Source organism: Trichocoleus sp. FACHB-90, from assembly GCF_014695505.1.
Taxonomy (GTDB): domain Bacteria; phylum Cyanobacteriota; class Cyanobacteriia; order Cyanobacteriales; family FACHB-T130; genus Funiculus; species Funiculus sociatus.
In genome coordinates this window covers 38,217-54,089 of the sequence record NZ_JACJOK010000040.1, presented here as the reverse complement: position 1 = coordinate 54,089, position 15,873 = coordinate 38,217, and the positions used below count along the sequence as shown (strand labels likewise).

General features: G+C 42.8%; 15 protein-coding genes. 7 read left to right on the top strand and 8 right to left on the bottom strand.

Annotation, left to right across the window (positions count from 1 at the left end; all coding sequences use genetic code 11):
• Window positions 1-58: 58 nt before the first annotated feature.
• The 3 genes from H6F74_RS11680 to H6F74_RS11670 all read left to right on the top strand — a co-directional run bounded on the left by H6F74_RS11680 (window position 59) and on the right by H6F74_RS11670 (window position 4,088).
• Window positions 59-1,381 carry an ATP-binding protein gene (locus H6F74_RS11680; RefSeq protein ID WP_190440967.1) on the top strand — a complete coding sequence of 441 codons (1,323 nt, stop codon included), beginning with the start codon at window positions 59-61 and terminating at the stop codon, window positions 1,379-1,381.
• A gap of 112 nt (window positions 1,382-1,493) precedes the next feature.
• Window positions 1,494-3,665 carry a DEAD/DEAH box helicase gene (locus H6F74_RS11675; protein WP_190440963.1) on the top strand — a complete coding sequence of 724 codons (2,172 nt, stop codon included), beginning with the start codon at window positions 1,494-1,496 and terminating at the stop codon, window positions 3,663-3,665.
• Window positions 3,666-3,677: 12 nt separating this feature from the next.
• Window positions 3,678-4,088, top strand: a complete 411-nt coding sequence (locus H6F74_RS11670) for a thioesterase family protein (protein WP_190440961.1) — start codon at window positions 3,678-3,680, stop codon at window positions 4,086-4,088.
• A 35-nt stretch (window positions 4,089-4,123) separates the two neighbouring features.
• Here the strand turns inward: H6F74_RS11670 and H6F74_RS11665 are convergent, their stop codons facing one another.
• The 3 genes from H6F74_RS11665 to menA are packed head-to-tail and all read right to left on the bottom strand — an operon-like array spanning window position 4,124 to window position 7,407.
• Window positions 4,124-5,494, bottom strand: coding sequence for a 2-succinylbenzoate--CoA ligase (locus tag H6F74_RS11665; protein ID WP_190440957.1), 1,371 nt, complete (start codon window positions 5,492-5,494; stop codon window positions 4,124-4,126).
• Window positions 5,479-6,501, bottom strand: a complete 1,023-nt coding sequence (locus H6F74_RS11660; RefSeq protein ID WP_190440955.1) for an o-succinylbenzoate synthase — start codon at window positions 6,499-6,501, stop codon at window positions 5,479-5,481. The genes H6F74_RS11665 and H6F74_RS11660 overlap by 16 nt, the downstream gene beginning before the upstream one ends.
• 3 nt (window positions 6,502-6,504) lie before the next feature.
• Window positions 6,505-7,407 carry a 2-carboxy-1,4-naphthoquinone phytyltransferase gene (gene menA / locus H6F74_RS11655; protein ID WP_190440952.1) on the bottom strand — a complete coding sequence of 301 codons (903 nt, stop codon included), beginning with the start codon at window positions 7,405-7,407 and terminating at the stop codon, window positions 6,505-6,507.
• Between the two features lie 318 nt (window positions 7,408-7,725).
• Between menA and H6F74_RS11650 the strand changes: the two genes are divergently transcribed.
• Window positions 7,726-9,165: an isochorismate synthase gene (locus tag H6F74_RS11650; RefSeq protein WP_190440949.1), complete on the top strand. Its 1,440-nt coding sequence runs from the start codon at window positions 7,726-7,728 to the stop codon at window positions 9,163-9,165.
• Window positions 9,166-9,306: 141 nt separating this feature from the next.
• On the opposite strand, the gene H6F74_RS11645 is transcribed toward H6F74_RS11650, so the two are convergent.
• Window positions 9,307-9,606, bottom strand: a complete 300-nt coding sequence (locus H6F74_RS11645) for an antibiotic biosynthesis monooxygenase (protein ID WP_190423172.1) — start codon at window positions 9,604-9,606, stop codon at window positions 9,307-9,309.
• 73 nt (window positions 9,607-9,679) lie between these two features.
• On the opposite strand from H6F74_RS11645, the gene menD reads away from it, so the two are divergent.
• The gene (menD, locus tag H6F74_RS11640) at window positions 9,680-11,425 is read left to right on the top strand and encodes a 2-succinyl-5-enolpyruvyl-6-hydroxy-3-cyclohexene-1-carboxylic-acid synthase (RefSeq protein ID WP_190440945.1); all 1,746 of its coding nucleotides are present in this window, start codon (window positions 9,680-9,682) and stop codon (window positions 11,423-11,425) included.
• An 82-nt stretch (window positions 11,426-11,507) separates the two neighbouring features.
• Here menD and H6F74_RS11635 read toward each other — a convergent pair whose 3' ends face one another.
• Window positions 11,508-11,723, bottom strand: coding sequence for a hypothetical protein (locus H6F74_RS11635; RefSeq protein ID WP_190441052.1), 216 nt, complete (start codon window positions 11,721-11,723; stop codon window positions 11,508-11,510).
• 135 nt (window positions 11,724-11,858) lie between these two features.
• Here H6F74_RS11635 and H6F74_RS11630 point away from each other — a divergent pair, with 135 nt between their 5' ends.
• Entirely contained in the window at window positions 11,859-12,059 is a 201-nt protein-coding gene (locus H6F74_RS11630) for a hypothetical protein (RefSeq protein WP_190440942.1), read from the top strand.
• Here H6F74_RS11630 and H6F74_RS11625 read toward each other — a convergent pair.
• The 3 genes from H6F74_RS11625 to H6F74_RS11615 form a co-directional block, all read right to left on the bottom strand.
• A complete protein-coding gene (locus H6F74_RS11625) occupies window positions 12,036-13,004 on the bottom strand; it encodes a heme o synthase (RefSeq protein WP_190441048.1) in 969 nt (322 codons plus the stop codon). The genes H6F74_RS11630 and H6F74_RS11625 overlap by 24 nt on opposite strands.
• A gap of 294 nt (window positions 13,005-13,298) precedes the next feature.
• Window positions 13,299-14,231: a heme A synthase gene (locus H6F74_RS11620; RefSeq protein ID WP_190440938.1), complete on the bottom strand. Its 933-nt coding sequence runs from the start codon at window positions 14,229-14,231 to the stop codon at window positions 13,299-13,301.
• A gap of 377 nt (window positions 14,232-14,608) precedes the next feature.
• Window positions 14,609-14,776, bottom strand: coding sequence for a hypothetical protein (locus H6F74_RS11615; protein WP_190440935.1), 168 nt, complete (start codon window positions 14,774-14,776; stop codon window positions 14,609-14,611).
• Window positions 14,777-14,780: 4 nt separating this feature from the next.
• On the opposite strand from H6F74_RS11615, the gene H6F74_RS11610 reads away from it, so the two are divergent.
• Window positions 14,781-15,854, top strand: coding sequence for a cytochrome c oxidase subunit II (locus H6F74_RS11610; protein WP_190440933.1), 1,074 nt, complete (start codon window positions 14,781-14,783; stop codon window positions 15,852-15,854).
• Window positions 15,855-15,873: the final 19 nt, after the last annotated feature.

Below are 15,873 nucleotides of genomic sequence, written 5' to 3'. Positions count from 1 at the left end.
GGCAATGCCCACTCTACAGAGGATGGTAAATAATTACCCATCAACTCATGTTAAATCCATGACAAAACTTAAAATTACCAAAAGAATATCTAATGCCTTAATCAGTTCAGTTGGCGCAGGAGTTGTGCCTAGAATTGGTCTGGAATATATTGCTGTAGGTAGAGAAAAAGAAGTTAAAGCTGTTTTACAGGATCTCGATAATATTGGCGAAGGTAGTGCAGCATTTCGCTTCATAGTGGGACGCTACGGTTCAGGTAAAAGCTTTATGCTGCAACTGATTCGCAACTACGCTATGGAAAAAGGTTTTGTGGTAGCTGATGCTGACTTATCTCCAGAACGCAGACTAACAGGAACTGACGGGAAAGGTGTAGCAACTTATCGGGAATTAATGCAGAATTTTTCTACTAAAATTCGTCCTGAAGGTGGCGCTTTAACACCGATTTTAGAAGGCTGGATTAATGGGATTCAAAACCAAGTCGCGCAAGATAACGGTATGCGTCCCAATGACAGCGGTTTTGACGATTTAGTAGAAACGAGAATTAGGGAAGTAGTTAAGGACGTAGAAGGCTTAGTTCATGGGTTTGATTTTGCCAATGTTATCATCGCTTATTGGCGCGGCTATCGCTTGGATGATGATGATAAAAAAGAAGCTGCACTGAGGTGGTTGCGAGGAGAATTTGGTACTAAGACTGAGGCAAAATCAGCGCTGGGTGTGCGCGTGATCATTGATGATGAAACATGGTATGATTACCTAAAATTATTTGCTAAGTTTATTTCTGACATTGGTTACAAAGGACTTTTAATTTTGCTGGATGAAGCTGTACATTTATACAAGATTACTCATACAGCTTCCCGTCAAAAAAATTACGACAAGCTGCTGGCAATGTTCAACGATACGATGCAGGGGAGAGCAGAAAATATAGGGATTTATCTGGGTGGTACGCCAGAATTTGTGGAAGACAAACGCCGGGGGTTGTATAGTGATGAAGCCTTGCGATCGCGTTTAAGCAGTCGTGTTAAAAACGGTCATAAAGATATCTCAGCACCAGTTATCCAGCTAGAAACATTAACTTCCCAAAATATATCTGAACTTTTGCATAGATTAGTTGATGTTCATGCTGCCCATTACAACTATAATAAAACTCTTAAACCCAGCGAATTGCAAGAGTTTATGCAAGAGGTTGTCAATCGTTTAGGTGCTGAAAAATTTTTGACACCCCGCGAAGTTGTCCGCGATTTCATTAGTATCTTAAACATAATGCAACAAAATCCTGACATTTCTTTTAATGAACTGATTCGCGGGGACAAATTTAAACCCACTCCTCCAAGCAAAAATTCAGATGTGGATGGGGATAACGAATTTGCAGAATTTACTTTATGAGTTAAGAGGAATGAACCGCCAAGACGCATTAGCGTAGCCATGCGCTCACTTCGCTATAGGATGCGAAGTGAAGAGAAAAAAGAGAGGAGAAACTAAAAGTCAAATATAGGTTATGAGTAAACAGCCTTTTGATAGGTTAGCGCCATTTATTCAAGAATATATCTACACTCACGATTGGACGGAATTAAGGCACGTTCAAATAGAAGCTAGTAGGGTAATTTTTGACACAGATGTTCACCTATTGCTGGCTGCGGGAACAGCTTCGGGAAAAACAGAAGCGGCTTTTTTGCCAGTTCTTACCTTGCTACATCAGAATCCATCCACAAGTATTGGCGCACTCTACATCAGTCCTATTAAAGCGCTAATTAACGACCAGTTTGAGCGTCTAAATGACATATTAAAAGAAGCCGATATTCCTGTATGGCACTGGCACGGCGATGTCTCTTCAAGTCGCAAGGAACTGCTAATCAGAGATCCTAAAGGCGTTCTACAAATTACTCCAGAATCTTTAGAAAGCCTGTTAATTAATAAAAATAAAGAACTGGTTCGTCTATTCGGAGATTTGCGCTTTATCATCATTGATGAAATCCATGCCTTTATGGGTTCCGAACGGGGTTGTCAAATTCTTTGCCAGTTAGCACGCCTATCGAAATTTGTAAAAAAACCGCCGCGTCGGATTGGTTTATCTGCGACCCTTGGCGATTATTCCATAGCTGAAGATTGGCTGCGTTCAGGAACCGAAACTCCAGTTATTACTCCTGATATCGATGGCGGACAACGGAAAGTCAACTTAGCTTTGGAACATTTTTATATTTCAGATAATGCTGATGAATCGTTTATTAATCCTTACTATAAGCATATTTTTGATAACACAAAATCCCGGAAATGTTTAATTTTCGCTAATAATCGCTCTGATACAGAATCAGTTATCGCTAATCTACGGCAGATTGCCGAAACTGAAGGATTACCAGATATTTATCACGTCCATCATGGCAGTATTTCTGCCTCCTTAAAGGAAGCTGCTGAGGACGCAATGCGCGATAAAAAAGCTCCATCTGTTACTGCTGCAACAGTCACCCTTGAGTTAGGAATTGATATAGGTCAATTACAGCGGGTAATTCAGTTAGAAGCACCTCTTTCTGTGTCTAGTTTCTTGCAGAGGTTGGGACGTTCGGGAAGGCGAGGTAGTGCAGCAGATATGCGGTTTGTTTGTGCGGAAGATGAGCCATCAGGTGAGGAATCGCTTCCGAAACAAATTCCCTGGCAACTGTTGCAATCTATCGCTATTATTCAACTTTACTTGGAAGAACGTTGGATTGAGCCAATCAAGCCTGTTAAATACCCGTTAAGCCTTCTTTATCATCAAACAATGAGCATTTTGATGGCGATGGGTGAACTCTCACCCGCTGCTCTTGCTCAGCAAGTTTTATCCTTACCACCCTTTGCTGCTATATCCAAAGATGATTTTCGGCAGTTGCTGCATCACTTGATTGAAATTGAGCATATTCAGCAGACGGAACAGGGAAACTTAATTATTGGTATGGCAGGGGAGAAAATTGTCAAAAATTTTCATTTTTATGCTGTATTTTCAGACTCTATTGAGTATGTCGTTAGGGACGACTCTATGGCAATCGGCAGTATTGTTATGGCTCCGCCTATTGGTAATTTATTTGCCTTGGCAGGCAGAACTTGGGAAGTTATAGATGTTTGTTTAAAATCAAGAAATGTTTTTGTAAAACAAGTTAAGGGTCAGTCTAGTATTTCTTGGTATGGTGGCAGTAGCAATATTCATACGAGAGTTCTGCAACGGATGCGACAGGTTCTTTTTGAAGATACTCAGTATATCTATTTAAAAAGTAATGCTAAAAAACGTTTGAATACAGTTCGCGAACTAGCTAAAAGTGCTGGATTACAAAGCAATAATATAGTTTCAATAGAAGGTAATACTTGCTGCATTTTTCCTTGGATGGGTACTGTCACCTACCGCACTTTGGAAAGGTTTTTAAATTTCTTTTGCCGAGATTCGCTGGATATTAAACGCATAGGAGGTAAGGCTCCTTATTATCTAACAGTTAAGTTAGATAAAAGCCAATCTCAAGAGCTTTGTGATGAAATCCTTTCTTTTGGCAATCAAAGGATTTCATCCCATGATTTAGTTGCTGCTGAAGAACCTTTAAAATTGCAAAAATATGATGAATTCATTCCTCAAAATCTGCTTTCTAAAGCATTTGCTATAGATTGTCTAGATGTTGAGGAATTAGAAAATATTATTAGTACATGGTAATAAAATCGATAAATGACGTTTAATTACACTCGCACAATTCGTTTTCAAGATACTGATGCGGCTGGTGTTGTTTACTTTGCTAATGTTTTAGCAATATGTCACGAAGCTTATGAGGAGTCTTTGGCGGCATCTGGGATTAATCTTAAGGTATTTTTTAGTAATTCGTCTGTTGCTATTCCTATTGTTCATGCTAGTGTAGATTTCTTTCGTCCGATGTTTTGCGGAGACGAGATATTTATTAGGTTAATGTGTAAGTATTTGAGTAGCGAGAAATTTGAAGTCGATTATCAGTTTGTTGCCGCTGATAAGATAGTCGCTAAGGCAATTACTAGGCACGTTTGTATTGATACGGTTAGTAGAAGTAGGAAAGAGTTTTCTGCGGAGATTGTGAGATGGTTGCGTGAATGGGGGGAGGAGGAATGAACCGCTGAGGTGCAGAGGACGCAGAGGGATGGGATTTAAGTTGGTGTGTTTGTTGTAGCTATTTTTTGTAGTTGTTCAAGGTTTATTTTGCCTTGAGAATTGCGTGGTAAGGTTTCTACTGGAATCCACTGTTTGGGACGCTTGAATTTACTAAGTTTATTCTTAATTGCGGTTTGCAAGGTGTTACTATAAATTTGGGGATTACTGGGGATGTAAATTGCTGTTACGATTTCTCCCCAGTGAGAATCTGGTAAGCCAATGACGCAAATATCCGCAACTAAGCCTGTGGCTCTAATTGCGGCTTCTATCTCCGAGGGAAACACGTTTTCGCCGCCTGTGATGATTTTATTGCTGTTACGTCCGATGATATTTATGTCACCTTGTTTATCAATGAAGCCTATGTCATCTACTCGGAATTGGTGGTTATTGGGGAATGTTTCTGGATAGTAACCAAGTGCTAAGGAATTAGTTTGGATGGAAATAATTCCTCTTTCGTTGATGTCTAATATTTCGTTATTGGGACTACGAATTGTTACTTTGGCATGAGGTAAAATTTGACCAGAGCTGTTGTTACCTTTGAGGAATTCTTCTGGTTTGAGGGTGGCAATTTGCGAGGCGGTTTCTGTCATGCCATAGGTGGGTGCTAGCCGGATGTTTTGGTGTCTCGCCTGTTCCAGAAGTTCCCGCCAAGCGGGTGCGCCTCCCAATAGCACTGTCTGAAAATGGGATAACCAGGCGGCTAATTCTGGATTCTGTAGGAGACGTTGTAGCTGGGTTGGTACTAAAGATATAAAAAATTCGGATGGTTCAATGTTACATTTTTCTCCTGCTTCTAATGCTTTAAATGGTTGAATTACTAATTTTCCTCCAGAGGTGAAGGAGCGCATAAATTGCATTAATCCGCTGACATGATACAGGGGTAGTACGCAGAAAGAATTGACTTGAGTTAATTGAAAATATTTTATAAAACCTTGTACGGATGCCATTAATGTTTCCCAAGTGTGAATTACAAATCTAATCTTGCCTGATGAACCACCTGTGGGAATCATGATGGAATTGGGGATTGGGGATTGGGGATTGGGGATTGGGGAATATCTTTGTTGTCTGTTGCCTGTTATATCTTGTCCTAAAATTATGTCTGGTTGGACTAAATCTATAACTTGTTGCCATTCCTGTTTTACCCAGTTGGGATTGCAGAGGAAAACTGGACAACCTGCGGCTACGGCGGCGATGAAACTGGCGATAAATTTTATTGGGTCTGGTTCTGATAGTAATATTTTAGGCTGATTTTCTTGGATTAATTGAAGAAATAAGTGTTCGGCGAGGCTGGTAAATTGGCGACTGTCTTCACCAATTAGCCAATCATCGTCAGTACGTTTTTTGAGATATTCTAAAGGCGTTTCCATAAGTCTTCAAAGGTAGTTTCTTCATCTTCGTTAAACCAGTGGTTAATGCCAAAACCAACTGCACGATTTGGAGAGGATAATTCAGCTGCTAGTTTGAGTGCGGCTTGTCTCCCAATGGTGGTTTCAAAGACTGAGGAAAAAACTGCGTCGATTTGATGTTGTTGGCAAAATTGTCGCAAATGACTGGGGGAACCAACTATGGAGGGTTTAATTACAAATATTCCTCGCCAACCGTTGCGGTAGGAAGCTTGTATTTGGTTAAGTGTGGCAATTGATTCATCTAAGGCTATGGGGGTAGAATAGCGATCGCGTAATTCCCCCATAGCAGTTTCTTCGCCAACTCTTAGCGGTTGTTCCAGAAATTCGATAATATCAACACAATCGCACTCTTTCAACCATTCGTTTGCCTGATTCCAGCTAAGTCCGCCATTGGCATCTAATCGCAATTTTGCCTCTTGCGGTAATGCTTGAATTAGCTGGTGAAAAATCTTTAGTTCTTCTTCAATTGAGGCGACACCGATTTTCCATTTGAAGGTGCGATATCCTTGGTTCCAGAGTGTCTGCCATTGATGTAAGGCAGCTTCTCCAGCTGGTAATAAGCCACTATAGAACCTCTCCTCCAAACCCTGTCCTACAAGCAGAGGGGCTTTTAATTTCTCCCCTTCGCTTGAACCGGAGGGGGGTTGGGGGGTTAGTGCCTTATCCAAAAAATGTGTATTTTCCCAAGCGGACTCGAAGCCAAATTGACAGGCGGGGAGTTCAGCAGGGAGGTTGAAAATCGCCTCAGTGGTAATTTTCTCTCCCACTTGGCGACAGAAATCTAAGGCTTGTTCTAGAGTTTCGGAACCAAACCAGGGCAAAGGGGCAACTTCGCCCCAACCGACTTGCCCATTTTCATTAGTAAGGCGAATGATGATGCCTTCGCGGATGTTCCAAGTGCCATGATTGGTAGAAAGCGATCGCGCAAATTGCCGCTGATAAGGACGAAACTCGAATCGATATTGCATCAGCTAAAATGGCAGTACAAACCCTAATCCCAACAGTAACCCACTCCAAAAATGCAGGGTTACTGCGATGAATTTGCAGTTACTGACTTTCTCTGGCTGATCGTGATTCTGCTGGACGTGAGTGCATAATTTCCAGGCAAGGGGCAAAGTCGCTAACACCAGCAACGTCCAAACGGGGAACATCTGCGAGAATACAAATATGCCTGTCAGCGCATAAATGCTACCGCAAAACCAAGGTAATAGCTGCGATCCTGTTTTGGTTCCAAGTCGGACGATAGGCGATCGCTTTCCGGCTGCCAAATCGTCAACTGCCTGGTGGAAATGGGAGCAAAACAAAATTAAACTTGTGGCAATCCCTACAATGATAGATGCGGCGAGGCTGGTCATTGACCAAGTACCTGCTTGACTATAATAAACCGCCGAGACTACCAGAGGGCCAAAGCAAATAAAGCAGATAATTTCCCCCAAACCCTGGTAGCCTAAGCGAAAGGGAGGCCCTTGATAGGTGTATGCCAATGAACAACCCAGGAGTATCAACCCGATTACTGTGGGGTCTTGTTGCCATAATGCGATCGCTAGGGTTCCCAGAATGCCCAACCCTAAAAACAGATTTGAAATCCAAAAAATCAAGGATTTGTTACCTGTCAAATTTACCAGGGAGTGGGCTTTGTTTATATCAATACCCGTCTCCGAGTCAAACACATCATTACTGCAATTCATCCATGCAATAAGTGAAATTGCTGATATTAAAAACGTGGAAAATATTCCTACATGAAACATTTTAGTTTCAGCAAAAGCAACAGCTGTCCCCACCCAAACTGGAATAATGGCAACGCTGTACATGGGCGGCTTAATTGCCGCCATCCACAACTTACTATTTGGCTGTTCTATGAAACTTGTAGTCATCAGTAGTAGCTTGATTAAATTACTAGCAGTTTACTCATCCCGGCTTTAAGGAAGTTGCGGCGCGGTACGGTGAAAATATATTTCTCACTCTCTCCAGAAAGCGCCTTTTTCGCAGTACCCTAAAAGAAGCATCTCAGTCTCCGGTAGGAGAAATTTTGGTTACAATACCCTAAGGCAGGCGGTAATCCGAGGAGTCAAAGGCTTGCGCTAGCAGGCTTACCCAGACCGGAACTGACATACATCTAGCTATAGCACGATTGAGAAATTGTTAATCAGATTTGAAAACAAACTTCAGAAAAATTTTTTACCCTGATTTGCATGACATTAACACCACTTCGTTCTAACCTCTTTCAAGACTCTAAGGAACTATACCAATTTCTGTTAAAATTTAAGCAGACCTCTCTGCCAAAGAAACAAACGAAAATCCTGAGTATTTCTCAAGAAATTCCAGCCGTCGATCCGCTGGCTGTACTTCAGGCAATAGGTTTACCAGGGCAACTACACTTTTACTTTGAAAAGCCAGGACAAGGGGAAGCGATCGCTGCTATTGACAGCGTAACATCGCTGAAATTAGAAAGTCCAGATAGATTTTACCAATCCCAACAGTTTATTCAATCTTGCCTTGCTAATACCACCAGCATCGGCGCTATCAATCTTCCTTTTTCTGGGCCTCATTTCTTCTGTAGCTTCACTTTTTATAATAACAATTTAGAACCTGATTCACCTTTTCCATCTGCAACAATATTTTTACCTCGTTGGCAAATCGCTTTTAGAAAAAACATCTCAGTAGTAGTTGCGAATATTGCCATAAATTCAGAAGTAAATCTTCAAGATTTATCGGAAAGCTTATGGCGTACCTTTCATTCAATAAAAATGGCAGGTGTAGAAAGGTTTAATAGTGCTAATTTACTAAATATAACAATTGACGGTAGAAACAAATTTATCAAACAAAATGTAACAGATGTCACTCACTTTAAATTATCTGTTATAAAGGCATTATCATCAATCGAATCCAAGAAAATTGATAAAATTGTTTTAGCTCACGCCTTTGATGTTATTTCCCCTATTCCTTTCCAGCTAATTCTTTCCCTTAACCATTTACGAATACGCCATCCTGACTGCTATATCTTTTCCACCAGTAACGGCAATGGACAAAATTTTATCGGTGCCAGCCCGGAACGGTTAATTAGTATTCATAATCATAAATTAGTAACTGATGCTTTGGCTGGTTCAGCAGCACGAGGTAAAACCACAGAGGAAGATGCCGAATTTGCGAATCAGTTACTAACAAGTGAAAAAGAAAGACGAGAGCATCGGGTTGTGATTGATTTCATTACCCAACGTTTATCTCAGCTTGGCTTGCACCCTGAAATATTATCGCAACCAAAGCTGTTACAACTGCTAAATATCCAGCATTTATGGACACCAATCCACGCGCAATTACCAGCAGACGTTAATCCCTTAGAAATTGTCGCCCAACTGCATCCCACCCCAGCAGTTGCTGGTGCGCCCACAGAGATTGCCCAAGAAGAAATTCGCCACTATGAAACTTTCAACAGATCATTATATGCCGCACCCCTCGGTTGGATAGATAGCAGAGGTGACAGCGAATTTATAGTCGGAATTCGTTCAGCATTAATAGATGGTTGTCGCGCTAGACTATACGCAGGGGCTGGTATCGTTGCTGGTTCTGATCCTGAAAAAGAATTAGCAGAAATTCAACTCAAACTCCAGGCACTTCTAAAAGCCTTAGTTTAATCAAGTTAGTCTCCCATAAGGATGCTTTATAGCAATTCTCAATTGGGTGCGATATATCTAGGGGCATGGCATTGCCATGCCCCTACCAAACGTTAGAACCGCAATATATTCCACCCAACTGAGAAACGCTATAGTTCCGTGTTATTGCTTAAGTTCAACTTTTTCAAAATGTTCAACAATTGGAAATGGATCGTAAAAATGGTGAAGAAGTTTTTTCCACTCCTGATATTCAGTAGAAGCTCTAAATCCGATTGTATGATCCTCTAAAGTCTTCCAATTAACCAGTAATAAATATTTTCCTTTAACTTCAATACATCTATGGAGTTCATGGGATAAATATCCGTTCATAGACGAGATAATTATTGATGCTTTTAAAAAAGCAATTTCAAAATCACTTTCATATCCATCTTTCACATTTAGCAGAACGGCTTCAAGAACCATAAAATTCCTAATAATTCTTTGCATCTAACATACTATTACCATAAGCTAAGAGTTTCAGGCTTGATAGTTAGAAATGTCAATTAACTTTAATAACACCAATTCTGTCTGGGCTTCAATCCTAACCGAAACCTTAAAACGACTAGGATTAACTACAGCTATTATTTGCCCTGGTTCGCGTTCCACACCCTTAACCGTTGCTTTTGCCCAACAAAATGAAGTAGAAGCAATTCCAATTTTAGATGAACGTTCTGCCGCATTTTTCGCCTTGGGAATTGCCAAAAGGACTGGGATTCCTGTAGCTTTAGTTTGCACTTCTGGAACCGCTGGCGCTAATTTTTATCCCGCTGTAATTGAAGCAAAGGAAAGCCGAATCCCGCTTGTAGTTTTAACAGCAGATCGTCCCCCAGAACTGCGAGATTGCCACTCTGGGCAGACAATAGATCAGGTAAAATTATATGGCTATTATCCCAACTGGCAAGCGGAGTTAGCGCTACCTTCTCTGGAAATGGGGATGCTGGGTTATCTGCGCCAAACGATGATTTATGCTTGGGAGCGATCGCTATTTCCTACCCCAGGCTGCGTTCATCTTAACATCCCCTTCCGCGACCCACTCGCTCCAATTCCCCAACTTGACACCGAAACCCTCAAATTGCAGTTTCAGACAGAAGATTTCTTTGCTGGAATTGCATCGGGCGGAGTATCCTCCTTATTAAGGCAGACTGGGGAAATATCCAACAAGACAATTCAAGAATGGCAGCAATGTAACCGAGGAATTATTATTGCTGGAACTGCACAACCCAGATTTCCAAAAGAGTATTGTAATGCAATTTCCAAACTCTGCCAAGGTTTAAAATTTCCTGTACTGGCTGAAGCATTATCTCCCTTAAGAAACTATGCCCAGCTCAATCCATATTTAATGTCCACCTATGACTTAATCTTACGAAATCAACAATTAGCCAAAGAACTAATACCAAAGATGGTAATTCAAATAGGAGAATTACCCACCAGTAAAGAATTGCGAAACTGGTTAAACAATACTAAAATACAACGCTGGATAATTGACCCCAGTGACCACAATTTAGACCCACTACACGGCAAAACAACACATTTACGAACATTCGTAGAATCTCTTGTAGAAACGGAACTTATCGCGTCTCCCCCAAGCGAATATCTTCATCTGTGGTGTGAAGCTGAAGCCAAACTTAGACAAAATATCGACGAAACAATGGCAACAATGGAAACCCTTTTTGAAGGAAAAGCTGCTTGGTTGCTCTCGCAGTTTTTACCACCAGAAACGCCCATATTTATTTCTAACAGTATGCCTGTAAGAGATGCGGAGTTTTTCTGGAAACCAAACAATTCTGGAATTCAACCATTTTTCAACCGGGGTGCAAATGGCATTGATGGCACTTTGTCAACTGCTTTGGGAATTGCACATCAAAATCAAAGTAGTGTGATGTTGACGGGCGATCTAGCTTTATTGCACGATACGAATGGTTTTTTACTGAGAAATAAGTTTATCGGGCATTTGACGATTATTTTAATTAATAATAATGGCGGCGGTATATTTGAAATGTTGCCGATTTCTAAGTTTGAACCGCCTTTTGAAGAGTTTTTTGCTACGCCACAAAATATTAATTTTGCTCGACTTTGTGCTACATACAATGTGGAGCATAAAGTGATTACTTCTTGGGAGCATTTGAAGCAGCGATTAAACCCGCTGCCTAGTAAGGGAATTCGGGTGTTGGAGTTGCGAACAAATCGCAAATTTGATGCAAAGTGGCGACAGGAGAATTTGAGTAAATTTGCTAGGGAATGAAGTATAAACGAACCGCTGAGGCGCTGAGGGCGCAGAGGGAAGAGAAAGCGATCGCATTCCCCCCCTGAAGAGCGCGATCGCACTACTGGTTTTCTTTTCGTTCTCGACGATGTTTTTCTAGTAACTCAGGAAAATGCTTAAGGTCATCTATTGACTGGGGAGCCGGATATATTTCTGTCGTCGGTTCAGCCGTCACCCTATCCATATAGATGCGGAAGGCTTCATCGTCGTCTCTATGTTCTCGTATGTAGGCTAGTAGTTCTTTGCGGCTCATTGCCTCAAAATTGGGTTTCATTATAAATACCTCCAGCGTCCATTGGGAAAAATAAAAATTTCTGTCTCTTCTCCAGCTAGGAAGAATACTCCTCCTGTGGGTTCATCTATCCTAATTATATAAATGGGCAGATACATTTTTGTTGCCCAATAACTCAGGATGAAGCAAGTGAATAGCTGTGCTGATGTAGGAATAATTCGCACCCCTGGTTTCTTTACGTTTCTTAGTTTACACATTACTGGTAGAGAGTTGCTGAAAAGAGCGCGATCGCTCATAAATAAAAAACCCGCCTTCGCGGGTTTTGTTTGTCTGGACGCAATTAAAAACATTGCCGTTTTAAAATGCGATCGCGCTGATTAACGTCTGTATATTCTCAGCTACGAATGCTGTTAGTTGATGAGTCCTCGGCAAGCTGTCTATTACTATCCCAGTACATAACAACATCATGTAGAGGATGGAGAATTTAAACAGCGATCGCGCCAATTGTTTATTCTCAGGTTCCTGCAATAATGCCCAAGCTTTCTTGATAAAAACGCTTCCCAAGATAGTAGCAATAATGCCATAAACTACACCTGACGCACCCAAAGGATAAACCAACAACAGCGTCATCGGCACCATAATTAAGGTGTAAATCCAGATTTGCCGGGTGGTGGCAACTTCACCCGCAACCACTGGCAGCATCGGGATGCCGACTTTGGCGTAGTCATCGCGAATCATCAACGCCAACGCCCAGAAATGGGGGGGTGTCCAAACAAATACGATGGCAAAAAGTAGCCACGCTGCCCAGCTTAAAGAACCAGTAACAGCTGCCCAACCCACTAAAGCGGGGATCGCTCCAGCTGCACCGCCAATCACAATATTTTGCGCGGTGTGACGCTTCAGCAAATGAGTGTAGATGGCCATGTAGAAGACAATGCCGGACATTGCCAACAACGCACTCAGCAGGTTAGCGCATACTGCTAGGAGGGTGAAAGATAGACAGCCAAGCGCGATCGCAAACAGCAGCGCATGGCCCGACTGCACTCGCCCGGAAGGAATCGGGCGGCGGCGGGTGCGCTCCATTGCATAATCGATATCACGGTCGTAAATGCAGTTAAGAGTTTGGGCAGATGCCGCAGCGAGGGTTCCGCCTGTCAGCGTCACCAGTAACAAAAATGGATCTACTCGTCCATCTGATGCCATCCACATACCCGCCGCTGTGGTAATCAGCAGCAGTGGGATAATTCGCGGTTTTGTTAGCTGGTAGTAGCTGTGAATTACTTGTAGGAAGTTTTGATGTTTGCGGGAGACATCGGCTCCAACCATCATTTCTTGCATTATTTATTTTCCTAATTGACCTAGCCGATTTTGGATTTTGGATTAGAGTCTGGATGATTTATTGTTCAAAACCCGATCTCCGCCCTAGTTGAAACTAGGAAACAAATCAAAAATCGTAAATCTAAAATCCTTAAGCCCCCAGTATCTACTGTGGAGTCAACCCAAAATCGTCAATCTAAAATCCAAAATCGAGTGACTTAGCTGGAGAAGGCAGAAGCAATTCCAAAGCGTCTCTAAAAGTTGTGTAGCCAGCACCCTGAACGGGTGCTGGTTGATGAAGAGTTATAGAGACGGATCTGGTACAACAACAGAAGCATTGCGATCGCGCAACGCCAAAACGGTAAAAACAACCATCGAACCTAGTAAAGCCGCTCCCACTGCCTGGTGAGCCACTGTCAGCGGTTCTACTTGCAGGTGTAAGCGGAAAGTAGCCACACCGAGAGCAATTTGCAACACCAGTAAACCACCCGCCAAGTTAGCCAGCTTTCGCAGTAGCGGATGCAGTGCGGGCGTGCGCCATGCGAAAACCACCACGGCTATTGTGGCAACGGTTGGCGGTATAACCCCAGCAATGTGACTATTCATCACCGTGCAGAGTTCTTGCGCTCCAAAACACTGATGCACCGCCCACTGAGAACCAACTAATCCACCGAGTAAACTTTGTAAATATACAAAAATGGCAGCACTTAAGCTGATCCACGGCAGTTTACTAGCGGTGCCAGTGCCTTGATAAGGTAAAAGTGCGGCACCAATTACCAGCAGAGTTGTGAAAAACAACAAAGCTGTTCCCAGGTGAGCAGTGACAATATCGAAACGTAGGAGCTGGGTTACTGTCAGTCCGCCCAATACACCCTGGAAAATCACCAAAAAAAGCGCAAAAGTCGATGCAATAGGCAACCAAGTTGGTAAAGAGCGACGATTCCACCACGAAACCGCAGTAAGCGCGATCGCGCCTAACCCAATTACAGCCGCATCCAATCTGTGAAACCACTCCAGAAATACCTGGAGATTCATCTGTGACGATGGCACTAGCTGACCGTAACACAGAGGCCAGTCTGGGCAGGCAAGCCCAGCATTCATAACTCGCGTTGCGCTACCGATTGCCATCAAAATTAAGGTAGCGATCGCCATCCTAAACACCAGGCGACGGATCTTGTCCCTGGGTTGGGAATCCTCCGGAGTGCTAACATCCTGATGAAGGACGGATTCTGTCATAGTTTTCCCAAAGCAAATTTTGCTTAATCAAATCCTGAGTATCCGCTCATCCCCAAGCTAGCATCCTAGCTGGAAAAATGACTGACTCTAGCTACCACTCTAATAACCTTGCTGCACCATCAGCTAAAGCTTTAGGAATTTCTTCCGATTGGGAGATTTGGGTATATTAGATTACATATTATTTACTAATCGTTACAATAATTAAATATTATCGGGATTCAGCGCCATAGACGCTGTACCACCTACCCATCGACAGAGCGCGATCCCAAAGAAATCTATAAAGATAGGGGAGGTTTACTGGCCAGCAAGCTCGCTTAGGCTTACCGTGGTAAGTAAGCTGAACTGATTTGGATTTCCTAAGATCGACATAGAGCTACTTATTTATCCGTTGTCGTGGGCGTTTGAAAGTTGTTAGAACCTTCTGGGGTTTCAACTGGACAACTTGACACCTCTTCCCAGACAACTGACGACTGACTAATAAATCCTGTCTGTGGCTTGAATTCCCAGATTATTTTGTTCAGCAGTTTTGCAGGAATCGAAGACATAACCGTGAACATCCCAAGTCAGATAGTAACTTTACTGGTTGGCATTGTTGTCACCCTTGTCAGCCTCTGGTACGGTCAAAATCATGGTCTTCTGCCGATAGCAGCTTCCCAGGAAGCTCCCTTGGTGGACAAGCTGTTTAACGCCATGATGACCATTTCGACAGGGCTGTTTCTGATAGTTGAAGGGATAATCGTCATTTCAGTTATTAGATTTCGCCGTCGCCCAGATGACAACACAGACGGGCCACCAGTGCATGGCAACATCCCCTTAGAAATTTTGTGGACAGCGATCCCGGCGGTGATTGTTCTGGGAATCTCTATCTACAGTTTTGAGGTTTACAGCCAGATGGGCGGAATCAGCCCAATGGATCACTCGGTTGCCCATGTCAAGAGTGATAAACATTTTGCCAGAATGCCAGGAGCCGCGATCGCTGCCACCCTGACAGATACGGAAAATCGCAATCAACAGCTGCAAGAAGAAGCCCTAGACGATCCCGCCACAGCCCTGAATCGCAAGGAACTTCCCCAAAAACGCGATGCTGAAGGACTAGGCGTAACTTCTCCCCGAATCGGCCCTACGCCTGATAAGGAAGGTCAATCTCCAGAATACGTAATCAATGTTACGGGTCTGCAATTTGCTTGGCTTTTTAACTACCCTGACACGAACGTTACCGCAGGCGAATTACACCTTCCCGTCGGGCGGGAAGTGAAACTAAACATCTCAGCTAATGATGTAATACACGCTTTCTGGGTGCCTGAGTTTCGGTTGAAGCAGGATGCAGTTCCCGGACGGCAAAGTGAACTGCGGTTCACACCTAATAAAGTGGGTGAATATCCAGTAATCTGTGCGGAACTCTGTGGTGCTTATCATGGAGTGATGAAGACAAAAGTAATTGTCGAGACACCCGAAGATTACGATAAATGGATGGGCGAACAGCAAGAAGTTGCTAGAAACGAAGCTCTAAATCAGTCTGTTGCAGTGAATCCTGTAGAACTCTCCAATGCTGAGTTTTTGGCTCCCTACGCGAGTGAGATGGGTGTCACAACCGAAACCCTACACCATCTCCACAATCATTAATCGCTAAGGTCAGGATGGC